General features: G+C 43.7%; 14 protein-coding genes and 1 tRNA gene. 12 read left to right on the top strand and 3 right to left on the bottom strand.

The genetic code is table 11. The annotated features are described in order from the left end of the window. Positions 1-35 precede the first annotated feature (35 nt). The 6 genes from HJG39_RS05745 to HJG39_RS05720 are packed head-to-tail and all read left to right on the top strand — an operon-like array spanning position 36 to position 11,183. Positions 36-7,331, top strand: coding sequence for an amino acid adenylation domain-containing protein (locus HJG39_RS05745; RefSeq protein WP_268407703.1), 7,296 nt, complete (start codon positions 36-38; stop codon positions 7,329-7,331). A gap of 3 nt (positions 7,332-7,334) precedes the next feature. After that, on the top strand, positions 7,335-8,096 hold the full coding sequence (locus HJG39_RS05740; RefSeq protein WP_268407699.1) for an aspartyl/asparaginyl beta-hydroxylase domain-containing protein: 762 nt from the start codon (positions 7,335-7,337) through the stop codon (positions 8,094-8,096). 13 nt (positions 8,097-8,109) lie between these two features. Continuing rightward, positions 8,110-8,886, top strand: coding sequence for an aspartyl/asparaginyl beta-hydroxylase domain-containing protein (locus HJG39_RS05735; protein WP_268407696.1), 777 nt, complete (start codon positions 8,110-8,112; stop codon positions 8,884-8,886). Between the two features lie 2 nt (positions 8,887-8,888). Next, entirely contained in the window at positions 8,889-9,659 is a 771-nt protein-coding gene (locus HJG39_RS05730; protein ID WP_268407694.1) for an aspartyl/asparaginyl beta-hydroxylase domain-containing protein, read from the top strand. A gap of 14 nt (positions 9,660-9,673) precedes the next feature. Beyond that, complete coding sequence (locus HJG39_RS05725) at positions 9,674-10,429, top strand: aspartyl/asparaginyl beta-hydroxylase domain-containing protein (RefSeq protein WP_268407691.1); 756 nt, start codon at positions 9,674-9,676, stop codon at positions 10,427-10,429. 16 nt (positions 10,430-10,445) lie between these two features. Then, positions 10,446-11,183, top strand: coding sequence for an aspartyl/asparaginyl beta-hydroxylase domain-containing protein (locus tag HJG39_RS05720; protein ID WP_268407688.1), 738 nt, complete (start codon positions 10,446-10,448; stop codon positions 11,181-11,183). 80 nt (positions 11,184-11,263) lie between these two features. Here HJG39_RS05720 and HJG39_RS05715 read toward each other — a convergent pair whose 3' ends face one another. Then, positions 11,264-14,371 (bottom strand): amino acid adenylation domain-containing protein, encoded by a 3,108-nt coding sequence (locus HJG39_RS05715; protein ID WP_268407685.1) that lies wholly within the window; start codon positions 14,369-14,371, stop codon positions 11,264-11,266. Positions 14,372-15,026: 655 nt separating this feature from the next. Between HJG39_RS05715 and HJG39_RS05710 the strand changes: the two genes are divergently transcribed. The 5 genes from HJG39_RS05710 (at position 15,027) to katG (ending at position 21,948) form a co-directional block, all read left to right on the top strand. Beyond that, entirely contained in the window at positions 15,027-16,259 is a 1,233-nt protein-coding gene (locus HJG39_RS05710; RefSeq protein ID WP_268407682.1) for a cytochrome P450, read from the top strand. A 37-nt stretch (positions 16,260-16,296) separates the two neighbouring features. Next, positions 16,297-17,556 carry an efflux RND transporter periplasmic adaptor subunit gene (locus tag HJG39_RS05705; protein ID WP_268407679.1) on the top strand — a complete coding sequence of 420 codons (1,260 nt, stop codon included), beginning with the start codon at positions 16,297-16,299 and terminating at the stop codon, positions 17,554-17,556. Positions 17,557-17,604: 48 nt separating this feature from the next. Further along, positions 17,605-18,306, top strand: a complete 702-nt coding sequence (locus HJG39_RS05700; RefSeq protein ID WP_268407676.1) for an ABC transporter ATP-binding protein — start codon at positions 17,605-17,607, stop codon at positions 18,304-18,306. A gap of 25 nt (positions 18,307-18,331) precedes the next feature. After that, positions 18,332-19,174 (top strand): hypothetical protein, encoded by an 843-nt coding sequence (locus HJG39_RS05695; protein WP_268407673.1) that lies wholly within the window; start codon positions 18,332-18,334, stop codon positions 19,172-19,174. 494 nt (positions 19,175-19,668) lie between these two features. After that, positions 19,669-21,948 (top strand): catalase/peroxidase HPI, encoded by a 2,280-nt coding sequence (gene katG / locus HJG39_RS05690; protein WP_326849245.1) that lies wholly within the window; start codon positions 19,669-19,671, stop codon positions 21,946-21,948. A gap of 234 nt (positions 21,949-22,182) precedes the next feature. Here katG and HJG39_RS05685 read toward each other — a convergent pair whose 3' ends face one another. Continuing rightward, positions 22,183-22,467 carry a hypothetical protein gene (locus HJG39_RS05685; RefSeq protein WP_268407670.1) on the bottom strand — a complete coding sequence of 95 codons (285 nt, stop codon included), beginning with the start codon at positions 22,465-22,467 and terminating at the stop codon, positions 22,183-22,185. A gap of 97 nt (positions 22,468-22,564) precedes the next feature. Beyond that, entirely contained in the window at positions 22,565-22,888 is a 324-nt protein-coding gene (locus tag HJG39_RS05680) for a hypothetical protein (protein ID WP_268407667.1), read from the bottom strand. 613 nt (positions 22,889-23,501) lie between these two features. Here HJG39_RS05680 and HJG39_RS05675 point away from each other — a divergent pair. Then, a tRNA-Arg gene (locus HJG39_RS05675) sits at positions 23,502-23,578 on the top strand. Positions 23,579-23,751: the final 173 nt, after the last annotated feature.

Below are 23,751 nucleotides of genomic sequence, written 5' to 3'. Positions count from 1 at the left end.
TCCCAAATAGCGTTTTATAAAGAAGAGTTGTAAAAATGAGTGAATTGAACCAACAGCGCGATTTGTTGCTGCGAAAAGCTTTAATTGAGAAAGGGTTAATCTCTAACGAGAGCAAAATAGAACAATATGCAGCGGGATCGCCTTACCCCGTATCAATGGCACAACAAAGGTTGTGGCTGTTACATCAATTAGAACCGAGTTCTACGGCGTATAACATGTCTGCCGAGTTCCCGTGGCAGGGTGAGCTGGATCTAACAGCTTTAAAAGAGGCGTGGAACGCCTTGCTAAATCGCCATGAAATTTTGCGTACAACCTTCGAAAATGGTCCAGATTTCCCCGTTCAAGTGGTTCAGTCTGCTGCTGATGTGGATATTGAGCTAGTGGAGCTAGATGCACAAAGTGATGCACAAGCGCGCCTTAAGAAGCTAGAAATGGGAGCGAATCATGTTTTTGATTTAAACAAAGATTTACCGATTCGCTTGGTGGTTTTGCATCACCCGGAGCACGGCTACGATATTCAAATTGTGATGCATCATATCGTTGCGGATGCGTGGTCTATCGATGTTCTGACCCGTGATTTGGTGGAATTGTATCTTGCTCGTGTCGAAAACCGTGAACCCGCATTACCAGAATTAAGCATCCAATACGGTGACTTTGCTGCATGGCAACGTCAACAAATTGGTGAAAATCAGTTAGAAGCGCAACTCTCATATTGGAAGCAAAAGCTACAAGGTGCCGATGCAAGCCCAGTATTGCCCTACGATTTACCTACCTCGGCGGATGCACATTCTCAAGCGGGCTTAGTACAACATGTGTTAACAGCGGATACGCTTTCAGGGTTGAAGCAATTGTCGACAAAAACCGAAGCGTCGTTGTTCATGGTGTGTTTGGCAGCATTAAAAGCCCTTGCTTACCGTTATTCCAGTTCTCACGATATTTTGATTGGTATTCCGGTTTGGAATCGTAACCATCCCGATTTAGAAAACCTAGTGGGCTTCTTCGTTAACACGCTTGCTATACGCACCAAGATTGCGCCGCAGGAATCCATTGAATCGTTGATTCAAACCGTTAAAGGGAACTTAGTTGAAGCGTTAGAGTATCAGGATGCACCGCTTGACCGCGTTGTTGAACAACTTGAGCTTGAGCGTCAAGGCACCAGTTCGCCGCTTATCAACACCATGTTCAGTATGCAAAACGCGCCAGAAAAAACCTACGACGCCAGCGCTGCCTTGAATATTCAGGATGTGAAGTTCGATTTAAACGTTGAGATGACCGAATTTGCCGATGCATTAACGTTGCGTGTTGAATTCGATGCCAGCCGCTATAGCCATGCATTTATCCAACAATTTAGTTCGCATCTCAATGCATTACTAACTGCACTGGCGAGCCATTCTGCGGAGTCGGTAGCAAGCATCACTTTCCAAAGCAGCCAAGAACTTGCTGAAATTCAAGGTTTGCTGACTGGCGAGCAGACAGATGCCTCTTCTTTAATTCTGCCGCAGTTTTTGGGTCAAGCTCAGTTGCACCCCGATGCAGTTGCCGTTTCCGATGAACAAAAATCATTAACGTATTCAGCGTTAGATAACGCCAGTAGCCAACTTGCGCTGACCTTACAAGAACAAGGTGTGACGCAAGGAGATGTGGTTGCTATTGCCTTACCTCGTTCGGCAGACTTACTCACGGCGTATGTGGCAACACTGAAACTAGGCGCAGTATTTTTGTCGTTAGATGTGGAGTCTAGCGAGCAACGTAATAGCAGCATCTTAACCAGCGCAAGCCCCAAAGTATTAGTGACCGATGCACAAGGTCAGCAAACTTATGGTGGTGCAGTTAATGCGGTGTGCTTATTCGATAACATTACTGATGCGACGACCCAGTTTGATGCTGTGTCTTCTGAGCCTCAAGCCCCTGCATATTTAATTTATACTTCAGGTTCAACGGGTGAACCTAAAGGGATTCAAGTTAGCCACGGTGCGTTGGCAAATTTAGTGAATTGGTTGGGGACAATGCACTCCTATGGTTCAGGCGAGGTGTGTTCACAATTAGCCGGTGCGGCATTTGATGCTGCTTTATGTGAATGGTGGCCTGCATTATGTCACGGTGGTGAAATTCGCGTTGTGCCAGAAACCTTAAAACACGCGCCAGCCGAATTAATTGAATGGCTGAACGACAACAAGGTGAGCGTGGCCTTTATGCCAACGCCATTAGTTGAAGCTTGCTTTACGTTGCCTTGGTCACAAGAGCATTCATTAAAAACACTGATTACTGGCGGTGAGGCATTGATGTCGAACGTGCCAGCAGGGTTGTCGCTACAATTATTGAACATTTACGGCCCGGCCGAAAATGCCTGCGCAACAACTTGTGCAGTGCTAAAAGCAGGCGACACCGGCACGCCATCAATTGGTAAAACCATTGCCAATGTCACCAACCTTATTTTGGATGCACAAGGGCAAATCGTGCCTAAAGGGGTGGTTGGCGGGTTATATATTTCAGGCGCCAGCTTAGCCGACGGGTACTACTTGCAAGATGCACTAACAGCCGAACGTTTTGTTGAGATCAATGGCACGCGCTTCTATCGTAGTGGCGATAATGTGAAGCTAGGTTTTGATGGTCAAATTCACTTTGTTGGGCGTAATGATGAGCAGGTTAACTTACGTGGTTATCGCATTGAATTAGAAGAAGTAAGAGTTTGCTTGAGCAAGTTGCCGGGTGTAATTCATGCAGCGGTATTAGTGCAAACTACGGAAGCTCAAGGCGCCCATTTAGTAGCGTATTACGATGCCAATGGCAAAGTGAGTGACAAAGACGTATTAGCGCATTTACGCGCTTCGCTACCGTATTACATGGTGCCAACTTCGGTAAAAGAAGTGTCGCCGTGGCCAACCACTAACAACGGCAAAGTGGATAAAACAGCATTAACCAGTACCGCATTGGATGTTGCCTTTGTAGCGGATACCTCGCCGTTAAATACCACTGAAGAATTGATCGCCGGTATTTGGAAGTCGCTGTTAAACGTCGAAAAAGTCCATAAGAACGACAACTTCTTCCGTTTAGGCGGGCATTCTTTATTGGCAACTCAGTTTGTTTCTCGCGTAAAAGCTGCAATGGGCTTGGACTTGCCATTAAAGAGCTTGTTTGAAGCACCAGAACTAGCAGATTTTGCAGAGGGAATTGATAAGAAACGCTGGCATCACGAAGGCTTTGTACCGCCTCCGCTTGAAGCTTATGAGCGCAACGAAGAAGCGTTCCCACAATCGTTTGCTCAGCAACGTTTGTGGTTCCTTGAGCAGCTAAACCCGAAAACGACCACTTACAGCGTCCCAGCCGGGTTTGTATTGGAAGGTGATTTAGATATTGCGGCGTTAAATAACGCATTCGATCAACTTATCCAACGTCATGAAATTTTACGTACCACGTTTTCAGTGAAAAGTGATGGGCAGTTTACTCAGAAAATTCACTCTCATGCGCCGTCTTATTTCAATTTTACAGACTTTAGCCAGCTTTCACCTGATGCAGCGGCAAGTAATAGTGAGTTTTTTGTTCAAACGGAACTTTCAACGCCCATCGACTTAACACATGGGCCAGTGTTACGCGTGACGCTTATTAAAACCGCGCCGGATCGCCATATTTTGTTGATAAATCAACATCATATTGTAACGGATGCATGGTCGATGGAAATCATGTTCCGTGAGTTAGGGGTTTTATATCGCAAAAGTAAGGGACTAGACGCGCCTGAGTTGTCGGATTTAACCGTGCAATATGCAGATTATTCCAAATGGCAAAACGAATGGTTGCAGTTTGGTGTGCTCGAAGAACTGCTCTTCTATTGGATGGAAAAACTGAAAAACGCACCGCCGGAATTGTCGTTAATGACCGACTTCCCGCGTTCTGCCGACCATAGTGCAGAAGGGCACTCGGTCTCGTTTGAGTTCGACGCATCGTTAAGTGTTGGCATCAAACAACTGGCTGAGCGCTACGACGCCACAGTCTTTATGGTGTTGCTCGCGGGCTTTAAGACCTTACTCAGTCGCTATAGTGGTCAGCAAGATATTGTTGTGGGTGTACCAGTTGCGAATCGTTCGCTAACAGAGCTTGAAGACGTTATTGGTATGTTCGTGAACACCTTGGTGATGCGTACAGAGCTAACTGATGACATGGACTTCGCTAGCTTAATTGGGGCCGTTCGCGAAACCGCTATTGGGGCGTATGAGCATCAAGATTTACCGTACGAGCGTTTGGTTGACCAGCTTGGGCCAGAGCGTCGTTGGCACCATTCACCCTTGTTCCAAGTTATGTTCATTTACCAAAATGCGCCAGAAGCGGATTTGTCCTTCGATAGCTTAAACATTGCGCCTATCGAATTTGAATCCGATACCGCCAAGTTCGATTTGAACATGTCGATGTATCAACAGGGCGACGTGATTCGTGGCACCTTGGAATACAGTTCAGCGCTGTTTAAAGAAAGCACTATTGCACAAATGTTGAAAAACTTGGAAAGCATCTTCCAAGCATTCACTCAGGATGCTACTTGTGCCTTAGGTAAAGCGCCAATGCAGCTAGGTATTTCAGAAGCCCAAATGCAACAATGGTCGCAAGGTGAGCAAGTTGCATTACCGCAAGATGGCGTGTTGGATTGGTTTAAAGCGCAAGTGCAACAACATGCACAGGCTTTGGCCGTAAAAGACGAAGCCTCTCAGCTTAGCTATCAACAACTTGATAACGCTTCCGACTTCATTGCCCAATCACTTATTGAAAAAGGCGTGGTCGCTGGAGATGTTGTTGCCGTTGCGATGCCGCGTAGTGGCGCAATGCTTGCCTCTTTTATTGGCGCATTAAAAGCCGGCGCGGCTTACTTGCCAATCGATGTGAATACACCTCATGACAGAATCGCGCATATTCTCAAAGATGCCCAAGCGAAGGTGACTTTAGCGATGTCGGGTCATGAAGTCGAAGGCGTGTGTCAGACACAGAATGTTGACGTGTTAGGCGTTGATGCTTCGGCCTTATCCGATGCGCCAGCAGCAAGCCTTACCTTGCCTGTATATCAATCTTCGCAATTGGCTTATGTGATTTATACCTCTGGTTCTACAGGAGCGCCAAAAGGCATTGAAGTACCACATCAAGCTTTCAGTAACCTCATTAACTACTTGCAAACTCACTTGAATGTTCAAGCGGGCGAAGCGTGTTCACAATTGGCGGGCGCTGGTTTCGATGCTTCATTGTGTGAGTGGTGGCCTGCGATTACGCGCGGTGCCAGTGTGCATGTGCTAAGCGACGAAAAACGCACTATCGCTAGCGAAATTATCCGTTGGTTGGATAGCGAGAAAATCGTTCATGCCTTTATTCCAACCCTAATGTTGGAAGCGAGCTTTAACGAAAGTTGGCCGACGGGCATGGCGCTGAAAAACGTTATTACCGGTGGTGACAAGTTACGTAAGCACTTACCAGAACATTTAAACTTCACCTTGTTGAATATTTATGGTCCGGCGGAAAATGCTTGTGCAGCCACTTGCGACATCGTTCCAAAACGCTCACAAAATCCAATGCCATTAAGCATTGGGCATCCGGTACAAAACGTAGAAGTGGCGCTACTTGATTACAACCAACAGCCGGTGCCAGTTGGTGTTGTGGGTGACTTATATGTTTCAGGCTTAAGCCTTGCCATGGGGTATCGTAACCAGCCTGAATTAACGGCACAAAAGTTTGTTACCTTGGCAAATGGTCAGCGAGCGTTTAATACAGGCGACCGTGCGCGTTATCGTCAAAACGGGGAAATCGAATTCCTCGGACGTATCGATGATCAAGTGAGTATTCGTGGTTATCGTGTTGAATTAGCTGAGATTTATCATGCCTTTGACCAAGTGGCGGGCATTCAAGAATGTCATGTTGCAGTACGCACCGACTTAGGTGATGAGAAGAAGATTGTCGCCTACGTGGTGAAAGATGAAGAGTCGGAGGCTGCCAAAGATCTAACCCTCGACAGCATCTACGAGAAGCTTAAATCCTTGTTGCCTGATTACATGTTGCCAACAACCGTTGTCTTCATGCATGAGATTGCCAAAAACGCATCGGGTAAAGTCGATAGAGATGCACTGCCAAAACCTGAGCGTGTGTTTGCCGAAGAAAAATCCATGATTGTTGAGCCAACAACCGACCTAGAGCGTGGTTTGGTAGAGATTTGGACCAAGATTCTGGATTACGAGCCAGTGAGTATGCGTCATAACTTCTTCACGCAAGGCGGGCACTCATTGTTAGCGATGACCTTAAAAGCGGAAATTCGTAGCAAGTACAACGTCGATATTAACATGCTCGACTTGTTTGAAAACGCCACCTTGGAACACTTAGGACGCCATGTTCAGGATTTGCTTGAGCAAGGTGCGGTTGCCAGCGAATTCTTTGAGGATTTCTGGAGTTATGAATACTCAGTGGATACCAATGAAACAGGCTTGTTAGCGCGTATTCAAAACGCCTTTGGTTTATCCATGAAAGGTAAGAGTAAGGTATCGACAGAATTACTCAGAACCTTGGTGCCGTTAAAAAATACAGGTGATGACTCACCGTTATTCCTTGTCCACCCCATTAGCGGAACAGTACACAGCTATTCGTGGTTAGCCTCGAAAATGCCGCAAAACCAACCGGTATTTGGTATGCAGGTTGTACCTGAGTTGCTGGCAGACGAAGTCACTATTGAGCAATTAGCGAAACAATATGTGGAAGCGCTTAAGAGCGTTCAAAACAAAGGCCCATACTACTTAGCTGGTTGGTCTTTGGGCGGCATTATCGCCCTTGAAATGGCGCGACTCCTGAAAAAGTCTGGAGAAAGTGTGGGCATGTTAACGCTTATCGACAGCTTCTTGTTCGAAGAAGGTGACGACGAAAATGAAAGCACCTTAATGCTGATTGGACAATTCGCCAATGAACTATTGGTTAGCCAAGGGCAAGCGCACATGTGGCACGAAGAAGATGCTGAAGGCTTGACCGAAGAAGAATGTTTATCTGCGGTAGCCGAAAAGCTATTAGCAGAAGGCGTGCTCGAATCTCAAGAGGAGTTTGACCGTCGCTGGCAGCAATATCGTACCTTCCATCAAGCATGGACGGCGTACCAGCCAGAAGCTTACTACGATCGTATTCGCTTAATTTTAGCCGGTGGTGGCGCGTTATCGCATCGTCAGTCACCGATTAAAGCATGGAACCATGTGGCAAAAGGTGGCTTGTCGATAGATGTCTTCGATGGCGATCACTACAGTATTTTGACTGAAGTATCGGGGCAGAAAGTGGCTGACAAACTCGAAGCCAGTATTCGTGAATTTAAGATCCGCGGAGGAGAGTAAGGCATGGGGAGCTTCACAAAACTTTGGTTTAAAGATACTGAAACACCGTTCGACGTAGACGATCCTTACTTTTTTGACGAGTGCCATAAATACCCGTGGGTCGCGCATATCGAAGCCCACTGGGAAGAAATCCGTGATGAAGTTTACGAGGTGTTGGGTCGTGATGACTCAAACCTCGTGCCTTATCCGAAGCAGTCTATGGTGACGCGAAAAAATCATTGGCGCACCTTAGCTTTCATGTTTTGGACATACTCCATTGAGGATAACTGCCATCTGTTCCCAAAAACATGGTCGTTAATTAAGGATATTCCAAACATGACGGCGGCTTCGTTTAATTTGCTCGAAGCGAATACCACGATTAAACCTCATACCGGCGACACCAATGCCATTATGAGATGTCACATTGGCCTTTCAGTCCCTGCCGGATTGCCTCGTTGTGGCTTTCGGGTAGGTAAAGAAAGCCGCAGATGGGAAAACGGTAAGTTTTTCATGTTTAACGACGCGCACGAACATACCGCATGGAACAACACTGACGAGGATCGTTACGTCATGGTGATTGATGTCATGCGAGATGAATTTGTTCCCGTCAAAAATAAAACCGCCTCTCGTGTTCTTGCCACCATCAAGCAGGAAGTGCTGCGTCAAAAAGTCCCCATCATTGGACGATTGTTTAGCAACAAAATCGGTAAGAAGCTGCTGTTCGGGTTATTTAATGTGATTAACCGAATCCAGATAGCCACGGGAACAAACAAGCTGAACGCTTAAAGAGGAAGTTGAAATGAGTGCACAATTGAAACCGTGGTTTTCTGAAGAAAATCATACTTTTACTGGTAACGAGCCCTTTTTCTTCGATACCGATGACTATCCTTGGGTAAAAGAGCTTGAAGCCAATTGGACGGTGATCCGTGATGAGCTACAAGCCTTGCTCGCGAAAAACGAAATTGAGTTGCAACCTTATGCTAACAAGGAAATGACCAGCCGAGCCGACAAATGGAAAACCTACGGCATGATGTTCTGGTCGTTCAAAAGCGACGAAAACTGTGAACGTTGTCCGAAAACGTGGGAATTAATCTCGAAAGTACCCAACTTGTTGGCGGCCTCGTTTAACCTGTTAGAAGAACACACCACCATTAAGCCACACTTTGGTGATACCAATGCACACATCCGTTGTCATATGGGATTGATGGTGCCGGGTAGTGCGCCGCAATGTGCATTCCGAGTTGGCTCAGAAACGCGTAGCTGGGAAGAAGGCAAGTTCTTTATGTTCTGTGATGCTCATGAGCATACGGCGTGGAACAACACTAATGCGGTACGCTACGTTTTAGTGTTGGATATCCTGAGACCCGAATTTGTCAAGCAACGCAATAGCATTATTAGCCGTGTGTTGTCTTCCATTCGCTTAGAAGTGACCTACCAAAATAAGCCTTGGTTACGCAAGCTAATGGGCTCATCTTGGCGCAAACGTTTGATGTTTAAAACCTATGTTGGCTTTTTCCGAACCATGCTTGCGCTAGGCGTTAATAAAGGGAAAAAGCCCGTTGCTGGAGGGAATTAGCAATGACCGAATCTGTACCGCAAAAACGCCCTTGGACGTCTTACGACCTAGATCCATTACCGGCGTCAGAACCGGATTTTTGGGATAAAACCCAATTTGAATGGGTGAAGCACGTTGAAGATAACTGGGAAATTATTCGTGATGAAATGCTAGAGGTAATGCAAACGCAAGATGGCATTTTAGAACCTTACAAGGACTTATCGAAAACCAATCGTAAGGATGCGTGGAAAACGGCTGGTTTGATGTATTGGACGTTCGTTTCTGATCGTTACACCAAAGTGTTTCCAAAAACGTGGGAAGTATTAAAAGACATTCCACATTTATCGTCAGCATCCATTTTACTGCTGGAGCCTAACTCTACAATTCGTCCGCACATTGGTGACACCAATGCCATGATGCGTTGCCATATGGGCCTTAAAGTTCCAGCAGCAGCGCCACGTTGCGGCTTCAAAGTGAATGACACTACGGTAAGTTGGGAAGAAGGCGGAATTTTCCTCTTTAATGATGCGCAATTGCATACAGCGTGGAATAACACCAACGAAAATCGCTACATCTTGTCGTTTGATGTATTACGCCCTGAGTTTGTGAAAAGCCGTAAGTGGGTCGCGAGTCGTGTGTTGGGTAATATCTTCCTAGATGTACGTTATCAACATCATCCGTGGTTGAAGAAGTTAGGTAAGCGCCGCTGGGTAGACAAGATTTTAAGACGTGGAAGCTATGCGCTTTTTAGCACGATGATATTACTTAAAAAACCCCTGTATAACCTGTTTTAGTAGTCGGGATTATTATGTCTAAAAAAGAAAAGCCTTGGTTGGCAGATGATGGAACCGTGTATCACGGAAAAGACCCTTATTTCTATGACCCAAAGCAATTTGCGTGGGTCGAAGAAATAGAAAGTCACTGGGAAACATTCAGAGATGAATTGATGAATGTCGCCAAAAATGCTCATGACAATATGGACCCTTATCCCGATTTAGAGAAAACCGATAAAAAGGATGCGTGGCATACAGCGGGAATGATGTATTGGACAATGCGCTCCAAGAAAAACATCAAACTCTTCCCTAAAACATGGGCCATTATGAGCAAGATACCAAGCATCAGCTCATGCTCGTTCCATGAATTGGCGCCGCACTCAACGATTAAGCCGCATATTGGTGATACCAACATGATGGTGCGTTGTCATATGGGAATTCAAGTGCCTGCGCCACTTCCCAAATGTGGTATTCGTGTTGGCAATGAAAAGCAGTGCTGGGAAAACGGTAAAATATTAATGTTTAACGATGCCCACGAGCACACAGCTTGGAACAATAGTGACGAGTATCGATACATTTTGTCGTTCGATGTAATACAGCCGAAATTTGAAGGCAAACGCTTTTGGGTGGCGAGCCAGATTCTCGGGAAAATTTATGTAGAAGTCTTGTATCAGCATAAGGCTTGGCTACGTAAGTTCTTCAGTGCAAAGTGGCAAAAAGCGATTCTATTCTCTGTGTATAAGTCGCTATTCCGAGTGGCAGTATTCGTTAAATCCTTCGGGAAATACTAATGCATAGGAGAAGCCGATGAGCCGTAACAAAGCGTGGTTTTCTGATACTGGACAAGTGTTTTCTGGCTCTGAGCCTTTCTTTTTCGACACCGCTGAATTTGACTGGGTAAAAACAATAGAAAAAGATTACCAGATCATTGTTGATGAGTTTTTTGCTGAAATTGAAAAAGACCAAGCGCAGCTTGAGCCTTACATGAATGCAGAAATGATGTCGAAAAAGAACAATTGGAAAACTCAAGGCTTGATGTTCTGGGGAAAAAAATCGGAAGAAAATGCCAAAAAGTACCCAAAAACGTGGGAAGTGTTGAACAAAATCCCAAACTTATGCGCTGCATCGTTTAATTTGTTAGAGCCGGGCACCACCATTAAGCCCCACTATGGTAATACCAATGCCATTATTCGTTGCCACTTAGGTTTGCGTATTCCGGCACAGGCGCCGCGTTGCGGCTTTCGTGTAGGCACAGAAACGCGAAGCTGGCACGATGGGAAAGTCTTAATGTTTTGCGACGCTCATGAACATACTGCGTGGAATAACACAGACCAGCAGCGTTATATTATGGTGTTGGATATTGTCCGTCCTGAATTTAAACGCGACTTTGTGAGCATTGCTTCGCGAGTATTAGGTTTTATTTACTATGATGCGGCTAAGCTCAACAAGCCGTTAATTGGTAAGTTGAGCAAAATAAAATGGCTCGATCCCATCCTACATTGGGGTTATCGCCGTTGGCAGCGAGCACAAGTCAAACATTATTAAACACCGTTATTCGGCGGTTGTAACAGTGGCAGCCGCTTTTTCACTCCCCTGCTTTTTACCGGTTATTAATTTACCGGCTATTAATTCCAATAATCTTGCCAATGAGACAACACTTCATGCAGTGCAGTCTGAACTCGCTCAATTTCGGCATTGCTTAAATAACGCGGTTTGTATTGCAACGTTAGCATCAACTCGTCGCCTTTTTGGCTGAAGTAAAAAGTCAGCGATAGGGCGCTTTGTGAATGGTTAGTCAGGGCACGAGTGAACGCGTTTGTTGCGTTTGGATAGTTATCCATCACCACACCTACATCGAAACGTTGTGCAGAGTACTTCCGGCTCGTGGGGGTTTTCTCAAACTCATGAGCGTGAGAGGCGTGTTCGCCGTTAACTTGTTTAATTTGTTGCAGTAGCGAGGTGTCATCGTCATCCCGTAACGTGACTTGCACGGGCAGAAGGTGTAAAAACAAGCCAGCGGTTTCATCAATGAACGGAATATGTTTTGGTCTTGATGAGGCAAGAATGCCGTAAGTACAACGGTTGCGTTGTTTAATTTTACTGAGGGTTTTGGCTGCCAACGCTTGCGCCCAAATGCCAACCGTTAACCAAGGCATTTTGGTTTTCATTAAATGGTAACTGTGTAGTGGAACCGCGCCTATTTCTAGGGTTTCGCCCGATGGGTGTTCTTGCAATGACGCTTGAGGGTCGCCAATAAAGCACGGCTCAATATAGTGTAAATAGTCTCGCCAATAGTCCTGATCTATAAATTGATAACTTTCTACATAATCTAGGTAGTGCACGAAATGGCGTGATGCAGGAGGTGGAACACTCTGAGATTGTTGTAGTTGCTGGTAGCATTCAAATACATAATCCAGAATGATTAATTCTGACCAGCCATCCAATAAAGCATGATGATACGACCAAATAAAATGATAATCACCGGAGCCTTGTTCAACTAAATATAAGCGATAAGGTGGAAGGCTTAAGTCGCTAAACCCTTGTTCCCTGTCTTCTACTAATAAGCTTGGAATATCTTGCTGTTGGTGTGTTATCCAGCTTATCTGATAATCGTTGTAACTCACCCAGTAATGCGTCTCGTCATCTTCGGTGAGAAAACAGCTACGCAGAGCATCAAACTTTTCAATAGCGTACTGCCATGCCTGCATAAATAGCGCGGGATTTAAATTGGGTAATTGCCCTTCGGTTTGCTCTACGATATCGCCTTCGCCGGGAATGAGGCGGCTGGCGTACAACATTTCGTGCTGAGTTTGGGAAGCTTTGCGAATGTAACTCATTTTATTCAACACGCCTTTATGCTGATAAATGCGTTTGAGTATGGTTTTTGGCAAGGTTTTATCGGCGATAATGGCAAAACTAGGCTGGGCGTCAGAGTCCCGCTGAGATGTTGGGTTATCAATGGGAGAGGCGTCTAGCAATATTGGTAACAAATCTTGTTCCGATAACAACGACTCCATATTCAAGCTGAAGCCAGCAGCATAGGCGCGGTTAACCAATTGCTGCGCGCTGATGGAATCACCGCCTTGGGCAACAAAGCTTAAACCGCTGATTAAACCATGTTGTAGTAAGGTTTCGGTTATACCAATAAGCGGATGATTGTGTTTTACCGATGTGGTGTCAGTTTGATGTGGGTGTTGAACATTGATTTGATGTAATTGAGATAATGTTTTGGCGTCTATTTTCCCGTTTGTTGTCATTGGGAATGCCTCTAGCACACAGAAAAAGTGTGGTAAGGCATACGCTGGAAGTAGTTGTTGTAACGCAGGTAAATAATGCGTTAGTTGCTCATGTGCTTGCCATGCCAGTAGCTCTCCCGTTGGCACTTGCTGGCTGAGTGGACCAACAATATAAGCGACCAATTTCGCAGGCGTTTGTTGCTCTAATAATTGCACAAAACATTGCTCGATATTAGGCTGCTTTTCGATAGCTGATTCAATAGCGGTGGCTTCTACACGAAAGCCATGAATTTTTAATTGGCGATCAATTCGCCCTAAAATAACGTAATCACCGTTGCTAAGGCGTTTGGCTCTATCTCCCGTGCGGTAGGCGTATTGCTTTTGATCATTGGCAAAGGTAATCCACTCAAAACGTGAAACCTGATCTGGCGGTAGGTTTCGGTAGCCCTTACCAATTTGCTTACCCGTAATGACTAACTCCCCTTCTTCGCCTTCCGCGACAGGTTGATTGTTGCCGTCCAAAATATACAAGTTGTTGTCAGTCAGTGGTTGCCCAATAGGCACAATATCGTTATCGCTCAGAGGGTGCGCTAACCAAATACTGTTGGTAATAGTGGTTTCGGTAAGACCATATGCATTATAAAGCGAGATAGGGAGATTCAATGTGAACCAACGCTGTAATTTGGAGGTAGAACACATTTCACTACCAATGATTACTGTGTGCAAACTAGCTGGTGGACGTGCTCCAGTGTCAGCCAAAAAATCGGTCCAATTGTTCCAAAGTGCAGTAGGAAAATTGACAGTCGTGATGCCGTACTTTTGCAATATCTGATTTAGCGTAGGCATATCTGTTTTTGCTGGATCTAAACCTACAATTAACGTGGCGCCCGCATTTAATGTTGAGAGCACTTCCTCAATAGAAACATCAAAACTCAAAGCGCAAGATTGTAATATTTTGTCATCAGGCGAAAGCCTAATTTTCTTTGAAAATGCATTTTGATGAGCAATAAGATTACTCGATGTTATTTGAACAAGTTTTGGTTTTCCTGTACTCCCAGATGTGAAAATTTCGTAAATAGCGTTTGTTTTTCTTTGTTGATTAGGCGTTTTATAAGATTTTTTTGTATTTAAATTGATATTTAATTTTTTCTGATTTTCGGGAATGAGTGATTCAGTTTCGTTATTACAAAGAATAATATCGAGTTCGGCTTGTTCAATAAGAGACAATCTTTGCTGTTCTTCCTGCTGAATATTAAATGGAATATAAGTAGAGTTGGCTTCAATTATACTTAAGAAAGCGATGATGGAATCTATCGAGCGAGGCATTAAAACACCTACTCGAAAATAATTTTCGCTTTGAATAAATGTTGAAAGATGACCAATAAATTCAGCAACTTCTTGATATGTAAGACTATGTCCTTGAGTATCTATAACCGCATTATTTAAAGGGTTTTTTTCTACCGCTGCGTAGAATCCTTGTAAAATGTTCGTTGGCATAGGCTCTGTCTCACGTTGCCACTTGGGCCCTGGTTATGTTCAAATAAAATACAGTGTTAAGGCTGTCATTATAAAAAACCGCTAAAAATAAGAGAAAATATTTTTGTGTTTTTGCTCTTTTTTTATCAAAAGGATTGTTTTTTAATATGCTGATTCCAGCATAAATACAGACAGTGACGCAAGATTAAGGGATGTTATTTTTTATCTTAAAATAAATATGTAGCAATAAGTTACTGTAATAAAATGTAGCAACTACCGTACTCCTGAAAATCTATTATTGTATAAATGTAGGTGTTGAACACTAATTCGGGTCTTTAAAAAACAACTGCTTATATTAGAAGGTAAGCATTTTAATGAAGCAATGTAACGGATTGTGTTGGTATTGCCATTGATATTGTATGAATTTCACCATTAATAATGTATGATTTTCACCATTGCGTAAGCTATGTGATTTTAGTGTCACTCATTTTTCAATGCATCGAAAATGAGTTTAAGTCTTTTAGAGGTTGATGTTGTGAGCGAGAAGCAGGTTTATTATCGCTATTCAAAAAAGCAAAAAGCTTACACAGAATGGTTCAAAGATCAGTTCGTTATCCCAAGCTCATCCCGCAATCTCTTCCAAAGTTGTTACAGGAATTACCTTAGGGACTAACGAATGAGCAATTCAAATTCGATTGAGAATGCCAGTTTGCCTTGGCATGAATTTCCGACCTTGGATTTGTTCCATGGTGACAAACATCAAGCTTTTTTCAAAAAGCAACGTCAGGAAAACCCCATTTTTCTTTGTCGTAATCATCCTTTTTACGGTTCATTTTGGAACGTAACGCGATACGAAGACATCGCTTACGTCGATACACATCACGATATTTTCTCTTCAGAAGGAAGCATCTTAATTGAAGATCAAGACGATGATTTTCCGTTACCGATGTTTATTGCGATGGACCGTCCCGATCATACCAAGTACCGAGAAAGTGTTGCGCCTGCGTTTTCATCCAGCGTAATGAACGAGTTTTCAAGCTTAATACAATCGCGCACGGAACAAACGCTTGACGCTTTGCCGATTGGTCAGGCGTTTGATTGGGTTGAAAAAGTTTCCGTTGAGCTAACCAGTCAAATGTTGGCAACGCTATTTGGTTTCCCATTTGAACATCGTCATAAACTGATTCGCTGGTCTAATTTAGCCACCATGACAGACGAAGATGTTAATGCTCCTGACTTTTCACAGCGCAGACAAAGCGAGTTGATGGCGTGCCTGAAAGCCTTTACTGAATTGAAAGAGCAAAAACGCGGGCAAGCCCAGTCAGGTGATCTGATTTCCATGTTGGCACATTCGCCTCATACACAATCTATGTTACCAAGCGAGCTATTGGGGAATGTGGTGTTACTGCTTGTTGCAGGAAACGACACAACGCGAAACTCAATGACTGGCGGGGTGTACGCACTAAATCAGTTTCCCAAACAATACCAACTACTTAAACAAGATCCGAGTCGTGTTGAGCAGCTGGTGCCCGAAATTATTCGTTGGCAAACGCCGCTTGCTTATATGCGCCGCACAGCAAAAACCGATACTCAATTAGGCGGGAAAACCATTCGTGCAGGTGAAAAAGTGGTGATGTGGTATGCATCAGGTAATTGCGATGAGTCGGTTTTTACTAATGGTGATGAAATCGATATCACGCGCGACAGAGCGCAACTTCAAAAACATCTGGCGTTTGGTACAGGCATTCATCGATGCATCGGCAAACGCCTAGCTGAGCTGCAACTTAAGATTCTATGGCAACAGTTATTAGAACGTTTTAGCCACATTGAAGTGGTTGCACCTGTGTCATGGATTAACTCCAATTTCGTTAAAGGTTATAGCAGTATGCAAGTGATTTTGCATAAGTAATGCGCGGCCGACTATTTATTATTGCTGAGAATATTTAATGGACATCGTTAAAGAAAAATCAACGTGGGGCTTTGTTAACAAACACATCGGCTCTGTGATTACGGTTTCTGCTATTGTGCTTACCATCATTATCACGGTAGGACTAAGCGCATCGGACAATGGCGCGCCTACGGTTGAGAAAGAGGCGTTGTTATACGGGCAAGTCCAACAAGGGGATTTATCAAAAGAAATCACAGCTTCAGGCATATTAGCGCCAGAAAAAGTACGTTGGTTAACAGCCGTGGCGCGTGCTGAAGTAGTTGATGTGCTTGTGAAGCCCGGCACAAAAGTAAAAGAAGATACCGTTCTACTAACCTTAAAGTCGACGGAGCTTGATGAAGAATTAAAGAATGCTCGTTGGGAGTGGGAAGAGGCTAGCTCCAGTTTGGTGCTGGAGAAGTCCAAGTTAAATAACGAGTTATTGGCACTTAAAGTGAATCTTGAAAAGTTGAAATCGGATTATGAATCAGCAAGAGTGCAAATGTTGGCTGAAAAAGAAATTGCCGAAAAAGGCATCATTCCTAAGGTCATGACCGCGCAATCCGACATTAAAGTGAAAAACCTAAAACGTATTATTGAGATTGAAAAAGAGCGTTTTGATGAATTTACTGACTCAATTAAAGTGCAATTGCAAGTGCGCGAATCGCGAGTGGACTTATATAAAAGCCGCTACGAAAGTGTGAAGCAAAAACATGACTTGCTAACAGTTAAAGCTGGTATGAACGGTATTGTACAAGTCGTTAGTGTGGTTGAAGGGCACAATGTTGAGATCGGCAACACCTTAGTCAATATTGCAGATAATAATAGTTTGATTGCAGAACTTCGTATTCCAGAAACCCAAGGTAAAGATGTTGTCATTGGGTATCCAGTTGAAGTGGATTTACGCAGTGAAGTGGTGATGGGTAAAGTATCCCGAATTGACCCACAAGTTATTAATAATACAGTAAAAGTGGATGTGCGCTTTGATAAGACGCTCCCCAATGGCGCAAGGCCAGACTTAAGTGTTGATGGTACCATCAAAATTGCAGAGCTAAATAACGTCATGTTTATCAAAAAACCCAGTGCTATTGCTGAGAATGCCAATGCCTACGTGTTTGTTGTTGATGAAGATGGCGGCAATGCTGTGCGTCGACGTGTTAACTTTGGCGCTGCATCCAGTCAATTTATTCAGGTAAAAAGTGGCCTGGAATTAGGTGACAAAATTATTATTTCCGATGTTTCTCGCTGGATAGGCAGCGAGAATTTAACGTTGGACTAGCGGCTTTTTCGCTGAAGTTAAAGCAGTTGTTAAGGTAGGAAAATAACAATGAATGATAATAAAACTCCCGTTATTTCAGTGAATAATTTGGGCAAAGTGTTCTCAACCGATGAAGTGGAAACACATGCGTTATCGAATATTAGTTTTGATATTTATCAGAATGATTATGTGTCTTTTTCTGGCCCCTCCGGTTGTGGTAAGTCGACCTTACTCACCATTTTGGGGTTATTGGACCAAGCATCTTCTGGGCAATATCACCTAGATGGCAAATTGGTTACTGAATTGAGTAAAACAGAGCAAGCGAAAGTGCGCGGTGCACAAATTGGCTTCATCTTTCAGAACTTCAACTTGATTGGTGATATGTCGGTGGAAGATAACGTGAGCTTACCGCTTAACTACTTGGGCCTAAGCCGCAAAGAACAAAAAGAACGCACCATGAAAGCGTTGGAAAGCGTTAGCATGGCACACCGTGCAAAGCATTACCCGAGCCAACTTTCTGGTGGTCAGCAACAACGTGTTGCAATTGCGCGTGCCATCGCCGGACAGCCTAAAATTATTTTAGCAGACGAGCCCACCGGTAACTTGGATTCAGAAAACGGCGAAGCAGTGATGGCGATATTGGAAAAGCTACATAGCGAAGGCGCGACTATTTGTATGGTAACGCACGATCCTCGTTATGCAGAAGCGGCCTCTAGAACCATTCATCTGCTTGATGGTAAACAAGTCGATTCGCACCCTGCGACGGCATAGTCGTGCGCTTGAAGTCAGGTGAAGTATGTTCCAACAATTCACTAAGCCGTTTAATGTCGGCAAATTAAAACCGGTGTGCGAAAGCACCAACTTTAATGTGTACTATGATGCGGACAATGGCATCGTGCAGCTATTCAACCAAGGTGTTCCGTTTATTTCGGTAGAGAAGATCAAACATAGAAATGATGCGTTATTTCAAAGTTATGGTCAGGTGTTAACGTGTGACGAAGCTGTACTGCGTTCCAAAGACAATCGATTTGGACTCAGTTATCAAGGCGTGAAAGCTGAATCTTTGCTGGATCATTTTCGTCGCAGCCCACATAAGTTCGAAGCATATTGTGAGCAACTAGCCCTTAATCATATTCGTATTTTAGCGATGGAAGGCATTGACTCTTTTCCAAAACAAGCACAAGTGTTAGCCGAGAAAATCAAGCGAGCGGATATACCCGATGAGCAAAAGCAGCGAGTGCTCAATGTTTTCCAATCGATGCCCGTAGGGAACAAAGTGTGTCATGGTGACTACTTGCCTGAAATTTTGTTTTTTAATGGTGAAGGATACGAAGTCACTTGCTTTCATGATATTTGCGTGGGAGAGCCATTATCGGATATAGCCCGAACTTATATCATGTTGAAGTATGGCTGGTTTGCAGAAACGTTTTTCGGATTCCGTTGGTTTGGTTCTTTATTGGCAAAATGGAATGCCGATACTTATCTCGATTACTGCAAAAAACAGATAGAGATAGACGACACGGAATTCGATAAGTGGATTTTAATTAATGCGACCGCACGTATCAGCGAAGATGTGGTTGAAAGTCCTCGTTTGAAAAAGCTTGTTTTAGACATGCTCAAAACACACAAAGCCGACTAATCAGTATCCAGCCGGCTTCTATTCTATTGTTTCCTCGTTAATTTCCGCCTGATGAATTGGCTTGCTAAATGCCCGTCAAAAAAGCTTTAAAATTGTCTCTATTCTTTTCTTCTTATTAATATTTCTGATTATGTTTATCGTGAAAATAATCGATATGAAACATTATCTTACCGATACTCCTTCCAAAGTGTTCTAACCTATCCTAATTTGATATATGTGAATGTAAAATAATTATTTTGTTTTAACACAATTTTAAAAATATAAAGTATATGAAAAACAACGGTTTATATTTTTATGTGGTAAATTAATGTTTCTTGTTTGTGAAAAATCTATTGTCGTAATAGAAAGGCTTCATTAATCACTTTTAAAAAGAGGTGCTAGCTTAATTACTTACATAGGGGATTTGGAAATTCAAATTGTAAGAGTAAGGAAGCTGCTGAAATGCATTTTTCAGTGACATAAATATATTACACCCACCCGCAAGAGATGAAGTAATGAACAAGTTAGCACCCAAAAACAAAACGATTTTAGCAAGCAGTGTTGCACTGCTTTTAACCTTTTCAACAACCAGTTTTGCAAATCCAGAAATGAGTAAACCGCAAGGGGCGAAAGGTTCGGGTCATGCTGAATTTGGACAAGCCAAAACCAACCAGTTTTGGTGGCCTGAGCAACTTAACCTAGCGCCACTTCGAGACCATGATCCGCGTTCCAATCCACTCGGAGAAGACTTCAACTATGGTGAAGCTTTCCAACAACTTGATTTGGCAGCCGTGAAACAAGACGTCAACGCATTGCTGACTGAATCGCAAGATTGGTGGCCAGCGGACTACGGAAACTACGGGCCATTCTTCATCCGTCTATCATGGCACAGTGCCGGTACATACCGAACACTAGATGGCCGAGGTGGCGGTGATGGCGGGCAAATGCGTTTCGACCCACTAAATAGCTGGCCAGACAACGGCAACTTAGACAAAGCCCGACGCTTATTATGGCCGGTAAAACAAAAATACGGTGAAACACTTTCGTGGGGCGATTTAATGATCCTAGCGGGTACAGTCGCTTTGGAAAACATGGGTTTTGAAACATACGGATACGCCGGAGGTCGTGCCGATGATTGGGAGCCTGATTTGGTGTATTGGGGGCCAGAAGTGGAAATGCTTGCCAGTGATCGTGAAGAGCGTGGCGGTAAGCTACAGCGTCCGTTAGGGGCAACGCACATGGGGCTCATTTACGTGAACCCAGAAGGACCTCGCGGTAAACCCGATCCCAAAGGCTCTGCGAAAAACATTCGCGTTGCTTTTGGTCGCATGGCGATGAATGACGAAGAAACCGTGGCATTAATTGCCGGTGGTCATACTTTTGGGAAAATGCACGGCGCACATAAACCCAAAGACTGCTTACAGGCTGAACCGGGTGCAGCGCCAGTTGAAGAACAAGGTTTAGGCTGGAAAAATACCTGCGGTAAAGGTCATTCAGAAGACACCATCACCAGCGGTTTAGAAGGTGCGTGGACGCAATTGCCAACGCGTTGGACAACCCTATACCTACAAAACTTACTGCAATTTGAGTGGGAACAAACCCGCAGTCCCGCAGGCGCGATTCAATGGAAACCCACTGATGAGTCGGTGCAACAAAGTGTGCCAGATGCACACATAAACGGAAAATTTCATGCGCCAGTGATGACAACAGCGGATTTGGCGCTGAAATACGACCCTGAATACCGCAAAATCGCAGAGCGTTTTTTAGCCAATCCAGAAGAATACCGTTTAGCGTTCGCCAAAGCATGGTTCAAATTAACGCATCGAGATTTAGGACCGAAGGCATTGTACTTAGGTGATGAAGTGCCTAATGATGAGCTAATTTGGCAGGACCCAGTGTCCGCACCTAAAACCCCCTTGGTTAGCGCCAGTGACATTGAAGCTTTAAAGAAAACCGTATTGAAGGCCGGTTTATCAACAGAGGCGTTAATTCGCACAGCTTGGGCATCGGCAGCAAGTTTCCGAGCATCCGATAAGCGTGGTGGTGCAAATGGCGCTCGTATTCAGCTTGCGCCGCAAAAAGATTGGGCAGTGAATAACCCAAAAGCGCTCAAAAAGGTATTGGATAAACTGCGTAAGATTCAAAGCCAATTTAATCGTCAGTCTAAGCAGGCGCAAATTTCTATGGCGGATTTAATCGTGCTTTCTAGCGCGGCAGCAATAGAAGACGCAGCGAAACAAGCAGGTGTGAAGGTTTCTGTGCCGTTTGTGCCGGGCCGAGGCGATGCAACACAAGCACAAACCGATGTGAATTCATTTGCCTTGCTTGAACCAAAAGCCGACGCCTTTAGAAACTACTTTAATGCTGAAGAATCATATCGTTCGCCAGCGGAAATGCTGGTTGATAAGGCTGACCAACTCAACTTAAGCGTGCCAGAAATGACAGTATTGCTTGGTGGCTTGCGCGTACTTGGTGCGAACTCTCAAGGCGTAACCGAGGGTGAATTTACCGAACAAAAAGGGGTGCTAAGCAACGATTTTTTCGTGAACTTGATGGATATGTCTATCAAATGGCAAAAAACAGAGAAAGACGGCATTTACCAAGGTGTTGATAGAAACACAGGTAAGGTGAAATTTACCGCCTCACCGGTTGACTTAATCTTCGGTTCCAATTCGGAATTGCGTGCGGTTGCAGAAGTATATGCCTACGACAACGCACAACCGCGTTTTGTTCAAGACTTTGTTGATGCGTGGGTGAAAGTGATGCAACTCGACCGTTTTGACTTGAAGCAATAAAAGTATTACAGGTAAGGGTTTGCGCTTAATTCTCTGTAGGTGACTTGTTGAATTACAGGCGGGAATATTCAGGAATGGTGGCCGAACAACTTTCAAAAAGCATACTTTTCACGGATGAAAAGTTCTGAGCGAGCAGGGGTGCGAAAGCGACTTTGAGAAAGTGAAGCGGGTGGCGTTTACACACCAAGCGGATTTTTAGATGGACTTCGGCTTCGAGTAGTCACCAATAGCGATTTATCGCAAACTCGCAATGGATGAGGTTTTACCAGAAAAGCGAATGACAAAAGAACTAAAGAGCGTAGGAATACCATAAATAAGCACGGTAAAAATGATGAAATTTATCAGCTCATTGTCGCGTAAAGCATCTTCTGCATCATTAACTGATGCAAAAATACATAGCATTGCAAAAACGGCGATAGAAAAGAGCGGTAAAACCTGCTTTCCCCCAAAATATTCACTCACATAACCGAGGTAAATAAGAATAAAGCTAATGAAAAACAAAGTGAGGAACGCATTCAAAATACTATTGTCTTTAATATGAAACACCCTGTGCGGAGCTGCATACAGGGTGCTGTAAGGATTGAAGGCTAGATACCTTCGATTACCTAATTGGTTTTTATTTCAACCTGAGCTTTTTAATTTCCATAATTAAAACGCCTATGGCAGCAATTAAAAGGCCCATTTGCGCTTGATTGAAGTAGTTTTCCACAATACTTTGCTGCATTACATTTTTAGGAGTGATAAAAATATATTGCAGTAAGGAATAAATAAACCAAAAACCACCAATACCTACAATACCAATACCCGATGTAAACCCTAGGTGCCCCATTACCTTATGCAGTGTTTTATTAAACCCGTTTTCAGGTTCTGATTTTTCACTTACAGGTAATGCACTTTGTACTTCTTTACCTTCTGAAGTTGAACTTTCTACTTCACTCATCTTTTTCTCCTTTTGTTAAGATGAAACTTCCTAAAAAAATAGACACAATGACTCCCAGCGAAATGCGAGTTTCCCCATTTTCGTGAGGTATTTGAAATCCATTGCCATAATTGGTCTACATACCTGTTCTAAACTATCAGTCACCTGTTGAGAATTAGGAGCCTACATGGAAGTATCCAGGGCGAGTTTGCGGTAAATCTCTATGGGATGACTAACAATTAAACACAGCTATTTAGCCGATACTAAATCATTTGAAGGTTAGTATGAACAAATATGACAAGATTTTTACTAGGTTGAATGTGCATAAATAATTCCATTAAATGGCGTATTGTGAAGAATAGTGAGGGGCAGAGTAGAGAATAAAATACGGCAGCTTGTGAACTAAACGTTATATTTGGCGTGTATTAGCTGGCATATTGGGTTTCGTGGTTTGGCGCAATATATACAATTTCGCGATACGTTACACGACTGAATATAGGCAAGAACGCTTGTGACTTCCCATCAGGAAGGAGTCTGACCTTCATCTTTCAAATTTGCGAAAATAAAGATAAATAAGTTGAGTTAGCGTAGTGGCATCAGTATCATAACGCGCGCTTAACGCATCATCCTTTTTCCGCCCTTAGCTCAGCTGGATAGAGCGCGTCCCTCCGGAGGACGAGGTCAGAGGTTCGAATCCTCTAGGGCGGGCCACTTTTTGCGTAGAAAAGTACCAGATAATTATTCTTTCTCTTTTATTAAGTCGGATTTCGCAGGCAACATCTCCTGAAATTTTGTTGTTGAATTTAAGAGAGTTACGATTAATTTTCGTATTGTGTATTTCACATCCAGTTCCATTAAACTTATCTATATTTATCTTTATTGTT

It is taken from the genome of Alteromonas sp. a30, assembly GCF_026788005.1.
Lineage (GTDB): Bacteria > Pseudomonadota > Gammaproteobacteria > Enterobacterales > Alteromonadaceae > Paraneptunicella.
Note: the sequence above shows the minus strand (reverse complement) of the source record. Positions and strands in the feature narration are given on the sequence as shown.